This window comes from Microbacterium sp. MYb62 (genome assembly GCF_002979475.1).
In the GTDB taxonomy this organism is placed as follows: Bacteria; Actinomycetota; Actinomycetes; order Actinomycetales; family Microbacteriaceae; genus Microbacterium.
In genome coordinates this window covers 492,526-505,295 of the sequence record NZ_PCOY01000001.1, presented here as the reverse complement: position 1 = coordinate 505,295, position 12,770 = coordinate 492,526, and the positions used below count along the sequence as shown (strand labels likewise).

At 70.1% G+C, this 12,770-nt stretch carries 10 protein-coding genes; 5 read left to right on the top strand and 5 right to left on the bottom strand.

Translation table 11 applies throughout. From position 1 onward, the window contains the following. Positions 1 to 1,347, bottom strand: a 1,347-nt coding sequence (locus tag CQ042_RS02450; protein WP_258131959.1) for a hypothetical protein, incomplete at its 3' end; no start/stop codon positions are given. Between the two features lie 96 nt (positions 1,348 to 1,443). On the opposite strand from CQ042_RS02450, the gene mtrA reads away from it, so the two are divergent. The 5 genes from mtrA to hpf all read left to right on the top strand — a co-directional run bounded on the left by mtrA (position 1,444) and on the right by hpf (position 7,058). Then, positions 1,444 to 2,124, top strand: coding sequence for an MtrAB system response regulator MtrA (gene mtrA / locus CQ042_RS02445; RefSeq protein ID WP_017831103.1), 681 nt, complete (start codon positions 1,444 to 1,446; stop codon positions 2,122 to 2,124). A gap of 7 nt (positions 2,125 to 2,131) precedes the next feature. Next, complete coding sequence (gene mtrB, locus CQ042_RS02440) at positions 2,132 to 3,814, top strand: MtrAB system histidine kinase MtrB (protein ID WP_105668611.1); 1,683 nt, start codon at positions 2,132 to 2,134, stop codon at positions 3,812 to 3,814. Beyond that, on the top strand, positions 3,811 to 5,529 hold the full coding sequence (locus CQ042_RS02435) for an LpqB family beta-propeller domain-containing protein (RefSeq protein WP_258131958.1): 1,719 nt from the start codon (positions 3,811 to 3,813) through the stop codon (positions 5,527 to 5,529). The genes mtrB and CQ042_RS02435 overlap by 4 nt, the downstream gene beginning before the upstream one ends. Before the next feature lie 92 nt (positions 5,530 to 5,621). Then, positions 5,622 to 6,269 carry a ComF family protein gene (locus tag CQ042_RS02430; RefSeq protein WP_105668657.1) on the top strand — a complete coding sequence of 216 codons (648 nt, stop codon included), beginning with the start codon at positions 5,622 to 5,624 and terminating at the stop codon, positions 6,267 to 6,269. A 132-nt stretch (positions 6,270 to 6,401) separates the two neighbouring features. Beyond that, positions 6,402 to 7,058 carry a ribosome hibernation-promoting factor, HPF/YfiA family gene (hpf, locus tag CQ042_RS02425; protein ID WP_105668610.1) on the top strand — a complete coding sequence of 219 codons (657 nt, stop codon included), beginning with the start codon at positions 6,402 to 6,404 and terminating at the stop codon, positions 7,056 to 7,058. 75 nt (positions 7,059 to 7,133) lie between these two features. On the opposite strand, the gene CQ042_RS02420 is transcribed toward hpf, so the two are convergent. The 4 genes from CQ042_RS02420 to CQ042_RS02405 form a co-directional block, all read right to left on the bottom strand. Further along, positions 7,134 to 8,462, bottom strand: a complete 1,329-nt coding sequence (locus tag CQ042_RS02420; protein ID WP_105668609.1) for a hypothetical protein — start codon at positions 8,460 to 8,462, stop codon at positions 7,134 to 7,136. Positions 8,463 to 8,538: 76 nt separating this feature from the next. After that, entirely contained in the window at positions 8,539 to 11,382 is a 2,844-nt protein-coding gene (locus tag CQ042_RS02415; RefSeq protein ID WP_105668608.1) for an FtsX-like permease family protein, read from the bottom strand. Beyond that, positions 11,379 to 12,104, bottom strand: a complete 726-nt coding sequence (locus CQ042_RS02410; RefSeq protein ID WP_105668607.1) for an ABC transporter ATP-binding protein — start codon at positions 12,102 to 12,104, stop codon at positions 11,379 to 11,381. The genes CQ042_RS02415 and CQ042_RS02410 overlap by 4 nt, the downstream gene beginning before the upstream one ends. Further along, positions 12,101 to 12,721 carry a PadR family transcriptional regulator gene (locus CQ042_RS02405; protein WP_105668606.1) on the bottom strand — a complete coding sequence of 207 codons (621 nt, stop codon included), beginning with the start codon at positions 12,719 to 12,721 and terminating at the stop codon, positions 12,101 to 12,103. Before CQ042_RS02405 ends, CQ042_RS02410 begins: the two co-directional genes overlap by 4 nt. Positions 12,722 to 12,770 lie beyond the last annotated feature (49 nt).

Genomic DNA, 12,770 nt, shown 5'->3' with positions numbered 1-12,770 from the left:
CGCGCCGGCCGACGTCGGCGCGGGCTGGGGCGCTGGGGGGAAGGCGACCGGCGGCTGCCCTGTGGTCTGCGCAGTCGGGGCCGGTGCGCTGTACGGCTGTCCGGGATACGGCGGCGCGGGGTACGGCTGTCCGGGATACGGCTGCGCGGGCTGCCCCTGGGGCGAGTATGCCGGGGCAGGATACGACGGGGCCGGGTACGGCGGGGCCGGGTAGCCCGGGATCGCATACGCCTGCGTCATCATCACGTGGTCCGGCACCTGGCGGGGAGGAGGCGCAGACGTCACGGCTCGATCGGGGTCGACGCGGAACGGGTCGTCCAGCTGATCCTCGGTCCAGCCCAGGTCGCGGCGCTCCACATAGGCGATGAGGGTCTGGTCCAGCCCCTCATACCGCATCCGGCAGTCGAGGTAGATGAGAGCCGCGCCGGTGCCCCGCACGACCAGGGCGATCGCCTGGATCACCAGCGTGAGCACCTGCGGCGCCACGACCGTCAGAACGAATCCGATGACCGCGCTCGGCTCCACGGCACCGGTGGGCGCGACGATCGACCCGAGGAAGGTGCTGAGCATCGTCGCGGGGAAGCTCACGACCTGCATCGCGAGGCCCATGATGACGCTGATGAGGAAGGTCACCCCGAACGCGACCCAGAAGCGGCCGCGGGTGAGTCGCCAGGAGCGGACGAAGGCGTCGCGGAAGCGGGCGCGTTCGAGCACGAGGATCGACGGGACGAGCAGCAGCTTCGTCGTGAGCCACACGCTCAGCGGAATGCACGCCAGCGCGAAGAGGATCACCACGAGCACGACCACGCCGATGACGTCGACGTTCGCGGCCGCACCCCCGGCGACGAACATCGCGACGATCACCGCGCCGATCACGAAGATGCCGAAGAGCGCCACCACGGAGAGCGAGGCGAAACCGGCGAGACGCCAGAACGCCGGGGCCATCCGGCGCCACAGCATCCGGAGCGAGGCCTTCACGCCGATCGCCGCATAGCCGATCTCGGCCGCGACGACACCCTGCATCATCGCGGTGAACGCGATCGACGCGAGCCCCACGGCGATGCCGGCGATCAGGTTGATCGCGATCGTCCCTGCGAAGACCGCTTCGAAGTCGGGAGACGACGGCGAGAGCGTCGCCAGCCGCGAGAACGTGGTGAAGAGGACGACGCCCATGACCACGGCCGTCACGATCACGACGCCGAGCTGGATCACCACGGCGAAGCCGAAGAGCACCTTCGGATTGTGTCGGAGCGCCGCGAAGGCCTTGCCCAGCAGCATCCCGAAGGTCAGCGGATGAAGGGGGATGATGCCCTTCTTCGGGGCAGGCGTCCACGTCTGGCCGGTCACAGGCACTCCCTCCGTCGTGCGCTCCCATCGTGTCATATCCCGTAGGTGGTGCGCGGACCTGGGGTCGGCGGGACTCGGTGCCATAAGGTAACAGTTATGACCTCACGCATTCTCGTGGTCGACGACGACACCGCGCTCGCCGAGATGATCGGGATCGTGCTGCGCACGGAAGGCTTCGAGCCGGTCTTCTGCGCGGACGGTGCGCGAGCCGTCGACGAGTGGCGCACCCAGCGACCTGATCTGGTGCTGCTCGACCTCATGCTCCCCGGCATGGACGGGATCGAGATCTGCACGCGCATCCGTGCCGAATCCGGTGTTCCGATCATCATGCTCACCGCACGCAGCGACACCGCAGACGTGGTCCGCGGGCTCGAGGTGGGTGCGGACGACTACATGGTGAAGCCCTTCAACCCGAAGGAGCTCGTCGCCCGGATCCGCACGCGCCTCCGCCCGACGCCTCAGGCCACGAGCGAGCAGCTGCGGGTCGGCGACCTCACGGTCGACGTCGACGCGCACGAGGTGCGTCGTGGCACGGCGCCCATCGCTCTCACGCCGCTGGAATTCCAGCTGCTGGTCGCCCTCGCCTCGAAGCCCCAGCAGGTCTTCTCCCGCGAGATGCTCCTCGAGCAGGTGTGGGGCTACCACTACAAGGCGGACACGCGGCTGGTGAACGTGCATGTGCAGCGGCTGCGCGCCAAGGTCGAACTCGATCCGGACAACCCGAAGATCGTGATGACGGTGCGTGGCGTCGGCTACCGCGCCGGGAGCGTCGGCTAGGAGCACGATGGCCGCGACGACAGCGACCACCACGACGGTCGCCGTCCTGCGCGACTGGCGCGGCTGGCCGACGATGCTCGGCATCCTCTGGCGACGGTCGCTGCGGTTCCGCACGCTCTCGATCACCCTGCTCGCGACGTCGCTCGCGATCTTCATCACCTGCGTGACGATGGCCCTCGTCATCCAGAACGACCTCTTCGTCTCACGCAAGAACGTCGCCCTCGAAGATGCACGCCGCGCCGTCGACCAGGCACAGGGCATCCTCGACGTCGCCGAGGTCGGTGACGATCCGGCCGCCCTCGCCGCGCTGTGGGCAGGCATCCCGGAGGTGCTCGCGCGCACGTCCAGCACGGATCAGCTCGCGGGGTACATGATCGACACCGATTCGGACGGCGTCCGCCTGAACGGTTTCGAGGCCGGATTGACGGCGAACCTGCTGAGCCCGGAACTCCGGGCGCGCGTCGTCGAGCTCGACTACCTCCAGGCCTGGCAGTCCGTCGCGCTCCCCGTGGCCGACGGGGGTGAGGTGCCGGGCATCGTCGTGGGCCAGCAGCTCCAGGTCCCGGAGGCGGGTCCGTTCGAGATCTATTTCGCCTACGATCTCGGCGACGCCGATCAGACCCTCGTGTTCGTGCAGCGCACCCTCTGGATCGCCGGCATCGGTCTCGTCGCGATCGTCGCCGCGATCTCCTGGATCGTGCTGCGGGCGGTATCGACGCCGATCATCGAGGCGGCGGAGACGAGTGCTCGACTCGCGGCCGGAGACCTGGGTGTGCGGCTCGAGGTGCACGGCGAGGACGAACTCGCCGTCCTGGGGCGTTCTTTCAACGCGATGGCGGACAGCATCGAGGCGCAGATCAAGGAACTCGGGGAGCTCTCGATGGTGCAGCAGCGCTTCGTGTCGGATGTGTCACACGAGTTGCGGACACCCCTGACGACCATTCGCCTCGCGGCCGACATGCTCAACGACCAGCGTGACGAGTTCGACCCGACGACGGCGCGCACGGCCGAGCTGCTGCACACCCAGGTGCAGCGGTTCGAGACGCTGCTGTCCGACCTGCTCGAGATCAGCCGGTACGACGCGGGTTCGGTGCAGCTCGAGCTGGAGGCGACGAGTCTCGCCCATCTGGCCGAGGACATCATCGAGCAGATGCGACCGCTCGCCGACAGCCACGGCACCGAATTGCGGCTCGTGGCACCCGGCGGATACTCGCCCGTCGACATGGACCCTCGTCGCGTGCGTCGCGTCCTCCGCAATCTGATCGGCAACGCCATCGAGCATGGGGAAGGACGTCCGGTCGTCGTCACCGTCGACAGCAATCAGCACGCGGTCGCGGCGGGCGTGCGCGACTTCGGCCTCGGCATGGAACCGGGCGACGCCGAGCGGGTCTTCGACCGGTTCTGGCGCGCCGATCCCTCGCGCCAGCGGACGATCGGCGGAACCGGACTCGGGCTGTCGATCGCGCTCGGGGATGCCACGCTGCATGGCGGCACGCTCGCCGTGTGGTCCGAGCTCGGGGTCGGGACGAACTTCGTCCTCACCGTCCCGCGGCACGAGGGGGTGCTCGACGGGCCGAGTCCGATCCCCGTCGAGCCGCAGGAGCCCCTCGCGGAGCTCGGCGACGCCACGCAGCCGATCTCGCTGGCGGAGGCACGTCCCGATCTGTTCGACGAGGGGGCCGGAACATGAACGGGGGGCGGGCGAAGAGGACGCTGCGCGGCGCCGCTCTCGCGCTCGTGGCCCTGCTCCTTCCGGCGTGCGCGGGGCTCCCGACCAGCGGTGACGTGTCCGCAGGGCTCAAGCTCGGCGAATCCTCCCAGGGCGTCGACATCCTCCCCGTCGCCTCGGGCCCGATCAAGGGCGCAGGTCCTGAGGAGATCGTCGAGGGGTTCCTGGAAGCGGGCATCACGACATCGGACAACTGGGCGACGGCACGGGAGTTCCTCGCGCCGGGCCTGCAGCGCACCTGGCGCCCCGCCGCCGGGGTATCGGTCGACGTCGGCCCGGAGACCCGGACGATCACTTCGACCGTCCCCGAGGATCAGGCGGAGGAGGCGGACTCCGCCGAGGTGCAGGTGCTCCTCGACCTGCTGGCGAGCGTCGATGAGGCCGGAGCGTATTCGGAGGCCCTCGGCGCATCGAACGTGCCCTTCACACTGCAGCGCATGGACGACGGCGAATGGCGCATCACGGAGGCCCTGGACGGGATCGTGATCGACGAGCCGCGGTTCAGCAAGGTCTTCGAGGGGTACCCCCTGCAGTACTTCGACATCAACTGGTCGCGGCTCGTCCCCGACATGAGGTGGTTCCCGCGGCGGCAGAGTCCCGCGACGACCGTGACCCAGGCGCTCATCGGCGGCACCCCCAGCGAGTGGCTGGACCCCGCCGTCCAGAACGCCTTCCCGGCGGATGTGCAGCTGGCGCAGGACGCGGTCCCCATCGTCGGCCAGGTCGCGGAGGTCGCGCTCACGCGCCCCGCCGTCGGGCTCGACGAGACGACCCTCTCCCGGATGCGCACGCAGCTGCAGGCGACGCTGCGGGCCGCAGGGGTCGCCGTCACACAGGTGCGGTTCAATGTCGACGGGCGCACCCTCGACGCGGGGGTGGTCGACGTCGTCGAGCCTTCGACCGACATCGGCACGCTGGTTCTGCAGAACGGCGCCTTCGGGCGCATCGTGGGGGATGAGATCTCTCCGATCGACGGGATCAGCGCCGACATCGCCGCGATCTCCGACCCCGTCCTCTCGATCGACGTCGCCGCCGACGACTCCCGGGCCGCTCTGCAGCTGGGCGATCAGCACGTCTACCTGGTCGGTGACGGGAGCCCCGTGGAGCTGGACGCGCGCCAGGGGCTCATCGAGCCGTCGCTGGATCCCTACGGGTACACGTGGTCCGTCCCCGAAGGGGATCCCACCGCCGTGCAGGCGTGGGGGAGCGACGTCGTCGAGCATCCGGTGGCGAACGCCTGGCCAACGGCCTCGGCGATCTCCGATCTGCGGGTCTCCGCAGACGGTGCGAGGGTGGCCGCCGTCCTCACCGTCGGCAAGCAGGTCTGGGTGGTCGTGGCCGGCGTCGTGCGCGACTCGTCGGGTGTCCCGATCGAACTCGGCGACATCAAGCAGCTGATCCAGGTCGCGGAGCCTGCCATCGGTCTGGTGTGGCTGGGAGCCGATCGGCTGGGCGTCCTGGTCGATCCGAGCAGTCCGAGACTCATCACGCAGATGGTCGGCGGGCCGGGTACGGCGGAGGCTGCTCCCACCGACGCGGTCTCGGCCGCGGGAGCGCGCACCGCCGTCGGTGTGCGCATCCTGGGCGCGAACGGGGAGCTGTACGCCCACGCGGGCTCGGCGTGGCGCGTGGTCGCCTCCGGTGTCTCGGTGCTGGCCACCCGCGTGGGGGAGTGACCCTCCCTGCACGAGCTGCCGCCGAAGGGCCTCGGCCACCGGAACGCGTGGCGAGCGCGCTGCCTGACGGCGCCGCCCCGCAGAATCGTCGGATGCGCATCGCGACTGACCTGTCCCGGATCGGTGTCGAGGTCGCCGCACTCCTCCTCGCGGCCACGTGCGGGGGATGCGGCGAACCGGGGATCCTGCTGTGCGGGAAGTGCCGGGAGGCTCTTCGTCCGGAGCTGCAGGACAGTATGACGCCCCGAGGCCTGCGAGTGCGCGCAGCCTTTCCGTTCGACGGCGTGGCCGCCCGGTGCATCCGCAGGCTCAAAGGCGAGGGGGAGACGTTCCTGGCCCGCCCGCTCGGAGCCGCTCTGGCCGAAGCGCTCGCACTGGAGACGACTCCGACGACCTGGGTCGTCCCGGTCCCCACGACGGCGAAGGCCTTCCGGCGGCGCGGCTACCGCGTGCCCGACCTCCTGATCCGCCGCGCGCATGTCGAGCCGCAGCGCGTGCTCAGCGTCGCCGCCGACACGATCGACCAGCGCGGGCTCGGAGCCCATGATCGCGCGGCGAATGTGCACCGCACCATGCGTGCCCGCCGGCGAGGGGAGGGGGCTGAGGCGGTGATCGTCGACGATGTCGTCACGACCGGGGCGACGCTCGACGAGGCGGCCCGCGCCCTCCACGCCGGGGGTTTCCGCGTCGTGGCAGCGGTCGCGCTCGCCGCCACGCCGCGTCGTGGCGGATTCGGATGAACCTCATCGAGAACGCACCGGCGACACAGGGGCATCACCCCGTGACATCCGCTGGCGGGCGGACTACGGTGGGGGGACACAAGGCGACCACGGTCCGCCCTTGGCCGGGAGGACCGGGACAAGGAGGCAGCAATGGAAACAAGCATCGTTGGCGTCGGAGTGGGTATCACCGATCGCTTCCGAACCGTTGTCGAAGAGAAGATCGCCAAGGTCCAGATGCTCGCGTCTCGCGCGCAGCGACTGGATGTGAAAGTCACCCATCGCGTGTATCGCAACGGTCGCGTGCCCGATGAGACCGTCGAGTTGACGCTGGTCGGAAAGGGTCCGGTCGTCCGCGCAGAGGCGACGGACGGCGACAAGTTCGTGGCACTCGACCTGGCCGTCGACAAGATGTCCGAACAGCTGCGCCGAGCCAAGGAGAAGCGCGTCGACGGTCGGCAGCACCCGCGCGGCGCCCACTTCGAGAAGGGCAGCGGAGCGCTGGAGGGGATCGATGTCCAGCCGGCGTCGGCGGAGGTGCTCCATGCCGTCGCGACCGGCAGCGTGCCGGTGCAGCAGACGGAGGAGGACGACTACTCGCCCGTCGTCATCCGCACCAAGAGCTTCGATGCCGAATGGATGACCGTCGAAGAGGCCGTCGACCGGATGGAGCTGGTCGGACACGACTTCTTCCTCTTCGTCGACGTCCGCACCGACCACCCGAGCGTCGTCTACCGGCGCAAGGGCTGGGACTACGGCGTGATCGCGTTGAGCACTCAGGCCCCGCCGTCGGAGGCACTCGCCTCCTGATCCGATTCGCGGAACGGCCCGATCCCGGGAAGGGATCGGGCCGTTCTGCTGTCCGGATGCCGCAAGGGCATGAGGTCAGTCGAAGATGCCGTCGAGCAGACTGCCGATCACGAGGCCGCCCAGGATGCCGGATGCGAGGTCTCCGCCGCCGCCACCGCGTCGTCCGCCGCCGCCACCGCCCCAGCCGCCGCCGCCCCAGTCCTGGTCTTGGGGACGGGAGGAGTCGATGTCGCGCTGGGCGAGTTGCAGCGCCTCGGACGCCAGATGGGCGACCCGACGGGCCTGGACGAGTGCCGCCTCACGGGTGTCTTCGGCGGGCAGCAGGTCGGACAGATCCACGCGCAGTCGCTCCGCTTCGGCGAGGCGGGTGCGGGCGTCGGCACCGATCCAGCCGCGGTGTCCGGAGATGAGGCCACGGGCGACGCCCAGTTGGCGGTCGGCGTCGTCGATCGCGTGCTGCACCTGGGCGATGCTCGGAAGGGGATTCTCCGCGCGGTGGCGCGCCTGGGCGATCGCCTCATCGAGGGCCGAGTTGGCGTCACGCAACTGGGAGAGCTCTGCGAACGGGTCGTTCGGCTTCCCGGAGGGTGTGAGTGCGGCCAGCGCCGTCTGGAGCGCGGCGACGGCCTGCGCGACGGCGGGAGTGTTCGGGGCGTTTCGTGCGGCGATGAGGTCGCCGCGCGAGTCCGCCACGACCTCGGCGAGGGTGGACTCGGCGCGAAGCGCTTCGATCTCGAAGTCCTCGACCGCGTCGAGCAGTGCGGAGGCGCGGCGGGTGGCCTCGGTCGCCGTCTCCAGCGCGACGTTCGCCTCTTCGTTCTGCTTGGCGGCGCGGCGGCGCTCCGACACGTCGGCGCTGTGCGTCGCGAAGCTGATCAGCTGCTCTGCCTCGGCGGCGCTGGCGGTGATCTGGTGCATCGCCGATTCGGCGTAGCGGGCCGAGAGGCGGGCGACGGCGTCGTTGGTCTGCGGGATGCGGGCGCTGAGCGCGGCGGCCTCGGCACGCACCTGGGCGATGATCTCGGGTGCTCGACGCACTTTGGCGACGGACTCCGCGAGCACGGAGGTCTTCTCATCGAGAAGATCCTGCGCCCAATCGCACAGCTGCAGGATGCGCGCGTTGCGCGTACGCAGCTCCTCATCGGTGTCGGGGATCTCGTCGTGGTTCAGCTGGTGGAGCTGGAAGGCTTCGCGCAGATGGGTGCGCACCGCCGCGAGCGCCTTGCGCAGATCTGCGGTGAGCGACTCGCCGAGTTCCGCCTCGGCGAAGGAGAGTTCATCGGCGGTCGTGCGGATCCGCTCGTCCGCTCCGACCAGAGCCTGCTCGGCGCGACGAGCCAGATCGGCGTCCTGTGCGGCGAGTTCTTCCTGTTCGCGTTTGCGTCTGCCCCAAAATCCAGCCATGAACCGATCCTAGTTTCCCCGGCGCCAGCGATGGCTGAGCATCCGCTTCAGGCGGGCGGTGTTCGCTCAGGGCGCGTCACGCGATCGCGGTCCGGCGGGTGAGCTCTGCGCGCCTGGGCGGCACCGACCAGCTCACGAGCGCGATCGCGAGCGGAAGCGCCACGACCAGCGCTCCCAGTGCGAGCCAGGGGATGTCGTCCATCTGCAGCGCGCCCCAGGACTGGATCGCGAACCCGATCGGCGGGAGGACTCCGGCGGCCGCACCGGCGATGGTGCCGAAGCCCGCGATGATCAGTCCCTGCCAGAAGCCGATCCGACGGCGGAGCGCCGCGGTGGCGCCGACGGCGGACAGCGTCGCGTCGTCTGGTCGTCGCTCGAACCGTGCCAGGCTCAGGGCCACGCCGCTGGCGCCGAGGACGAGCACGGTGACGGCGCCCAGGATGGGCACCATCCAGAACGCGTCGTCGGGTGGGCCGTCCTCGAACCTCGCCGACACCGCCCAGTCCGCTCCGCTGAACGCGCCGGTCTGCGCCTGCACGCGGTCGCGCACCTCGGTCGATGCCGGTGCGTCGAACGCGGCGATCACGAGGGACGGCTGAGCGACGATCCCGAGCTCGTCCGCGGTCTCCGGGGACAGGACGACGGAGAGCGGCTGATGGGGGAGGTCGATCGCGATCACGTCGAGGTCTTCCTGCCGGTTCGGCTCGACGCGCGGAGGGGCCTGAGGCCAGTGCGTCCAGATGTTGTCCGGCATCTTGCCTTCGGACACGTCCCTCGCGTTCCACTCGCCGAGCGAGATCGTGCCGGCGGTGATGAAGCGCGGATCCAGGACGAGCGCGGTGCCGGTCCGGTAGGCGGCGAGTTGGCTCGGCGTCAGCTCGATCCCGAGCGCGGCTCCGATCTCGTCCGCCGCGATCACCGTGATCGGGTTCGACGGATTCCGCCCGTTCCCGAGGAACGAGGGTTCGAGCTCCGGGTTCTGGAGGTGCTCCTCGGGGAGCACGGCGATCACCCTCGTCAGGTCCTCCGGGATGTCATCGGTGCTCTCATACGTCCAGATCTCCTCCTGCTTCGAGATCACGGCGGTGCTCGTCGCACCGGCGACGTCGGCGAGTTCCAGGGCGCCGTCGACGGCCTCGGTCGCCTGGTCCCGGTCGAGCCCTGCCGTGAAGTCCGGCGCATGGAGATCGAGGGCGAGGGTGCCCACGGGAGCCTGATAGGACCACTGCCGAGCCGTCTGCGCGTTCTGCATCGAGATCTGCCCGATCGCGAACACGGCGATGAAGACCGTCGCCGCGATCGCGGCGAAGGCGGGAACCGTGCGAGAGGCGTTCGCCGCCGCGTCCCGGGCTGCGAGTCTCGCGGCGAGCCCGCAGCGGGCGAGTGCCGTCGATGTGATGCCGAGCAGCCACCGCCCGGAGAGCGGGATCCCCAGCTGGAAGATGATCGGCCCGATCACGATGCCCATCGGGGCGATCACGCGCAGCGGCGAGTCTCCGGGGATGCTCAAGGAGTTGATGTTGACGGCGAGGACCGCGAAAGCACTGCCGATCGTCAGCGCGATCCCGAAGAGCAGGAGGAGTGAGCCCCAGACCGGGCGAGAGGCGCGCGGCGTCTGCGGGCGGCGGGCACCGCGGAGGGCGCCGAGCGTGTCGGAGCGCGCGATGGTGCGGGCCGGCATCGCGGCGGAGATCGTGCCGACGAGGGTCGAGAAGAGCAGGATCGCGCCGAGGAGCGGCCAGGGGACGTGGAACCCCCAGAACTGCGTCGCGGATCCGTCGCTGACGAGCGCCATCGTGAGCGCCGCAGCGCCGACTCCGAGCGCGACGCCGACGAGTCCACCGGCGAGACCGAGCGAGGTCCCCTGCAGGAGGATGACACGACGCAGGTCGCCGGAGGATGCGCCGACGGATGCCGCGATCGCGAGGGTGTGCTGCTGACGGCGGGCGGCCACGGCGAACGCGGCCCCGGCCAGCATCACGACGACGTACGCGGCGAAGATCCCCGCGGCGGCGAGGACCATGACGACGGTCATCATCGCGCCGGAGTTCCGGTCGTACGAGCCCTGGATCTGCGCGCTGTCGACGACGGGCGGGTCGAGCACCACGGGGCGCGAGAACGCCACGACGCCTGATTCGTTGAGCGCCTCGATCTCCGGCCAGCTCAGGGATCGTTCGGGGAGGTACCAGCGGACATCTCCCTCGAGGTCGGCGCTCGCCGGGAGGAAGAGCGCCGGTGCGCGGTCGCTCAGATCGGCGGCGGCCAGGGTCCCGACGACCGTGTAGGTGGAGCCGTCGTCCGAAAGGACGATCTCGTCGCCGATGCCGACGCCGAGGCGGTCGAGTGTCGCGGGAGTCGCCATCACCTCGCGGCTGCCGGTCGGGGTGCGGCCCTCGATGCGCTCGTAGCGGCCCTCGAAACGTGGGTCCCAGAGGTCACCGCTCAACGCGGCCATACCGGCGATTCCGTCGGCGGTGCGCACGCGCACGTCGGCGCCGACGACGCGGATCGTCTCGGTTCCCGCGGGGAGGAGTCCCGTGGGGTCGTCGATCGGGGTGCCCTCGGGGGCGGCTGTCGCCGACGAGGGGTAGCCGTTCCACTCCGGTTCGGCGGGCGCCTGCCAGAAGCCGCTGTCCGGCAGCCCTCTCACGGCGATCCATGCCTCGGTGCGGCCGAGCTCGACTCTCACCCGCTCAGCCGCCGTCCCGATCGTGCTGGTGGCGACGATCGTGTACGCGGTCATGGCCGCGATCGGCAGCATGATCAGCACACCGATGAGCACGCTCGACAGCAGCGTGCGTCGCAGCTGCCGACGGGCGAGGCGGCCGGCGACGAGCCACCGGGCGCGCGCGCCTTCGCGTCGAGGGGGAGGGGGAGTCGTCCGACGCCGGGATGTCGGCGCGTCGACGGTGGTCGTCATCGCGCCGTCCCGTTCAGCAGCGCTTCCGCACCATCGTGCCGGGTCTCGTCGATGATCCTTCCGTCGCGCAGGAACACGATCCGGTCGGCGAAGGCGGCGTGCCGCGCCTCGTGCGTGACGAGGATTCCGCCGGCCCCGGCATCCACTCGGCTACGCAGCATCCGGAGCACCAGTTCGCCCGTCACGGAATCCAGCGCGCCGGTCGGCTCGTCGGCGAGGATGAGCCGTCGGCCGCCCACGACGGCCCTGGCGATCGCGACGCGCTGCTGCTGTCCGCCGGAGAGGTCGTCGGGGTAGGAATCTGACCTGTCACCGAGGCCCACGGAATCGAGAGCGTCCTTCCCTGCGCGGCGGGCAACCGAGGTGCGGAATCCGTCGAGTTCGAGAGGAAGCGTGACGTTCTCGATCGCGGTGAGGGTCGGGATCAGGTTGAAGTCCTGGAAGACGAACCCCAGCGACCTCCGTCGCAGCCGTGCGACCTGAGCCGGAGTCTGCTCGCTGAGATACTCGCCTTCGATCACGACCTCGCCCGTGGTCGGCTTCGCGAGGCCCCCTGCTATCGCCAGGAGCGTCGACTTGCCGGAACCCGAGGCGCCCATCACGGCGACGAGTTCGCCGCGACCGACCTCCAGATCGACTCCGGAGAGAGCGGACACCGCGGTGGCGCCGTGACCGTACTGCTGGGTCACTCCGACGAGGCGGAGGAGGGTCTCGCCGGTCACAGCGCGGGCTCGACGCCGCCGACACCGGCTCCGGCCTTCGCCGGTCGCCCGCGCTTGGGACGTTCGGTCGCCAGCTCGAGCGTCATCGCGTGCTGCGGGTGCAGGGCCAGACGCTGTTCGGTGTGATCGAGCCAGCGCACCTCGGCCTCCGCGGCGAAGATCATCGAATCGACCACCAGCGACCAGGCGAGCTCCTCGGGGCCGTCGGCATCGCCACCCGCGTACTTCGCGCGCTGCAGCGACTGCAACTGTCGCAGCGACGCGGTGCGCTGGGCCTGGATCACGGCGGCCACATCGACGCCGGGGAGCGTCGCGGCCACGGAGAGTTTGATCGCCAGCTCATCGCGCGTCGCCTGCGTGCGCACGACGGGTGAGGAGAGCCACTGGGCGACGTCCGCGGAGCCGGCGGTCGTGATCTGCCAGTACACGTGGCCGTGCTCGTCGACCTCGCCGCGCTCGACCATGCCGTCGCGTTCGAGTCGCTCGAGAGTGTTGTAGATCTGCCCCACGTTCAACGGCCAGGTCGACCCGGTGCGGCGATCGAACTCATGCCGGAGCTGGTACCCGTAGCAGGGCCCCTGGTCGAGGATCGCGAGCAGGCTCTGGCGTACCGACATGGTGGACTCCCGGGTTCGACGTGATGAAAGCAATACCGAGTATATGCAT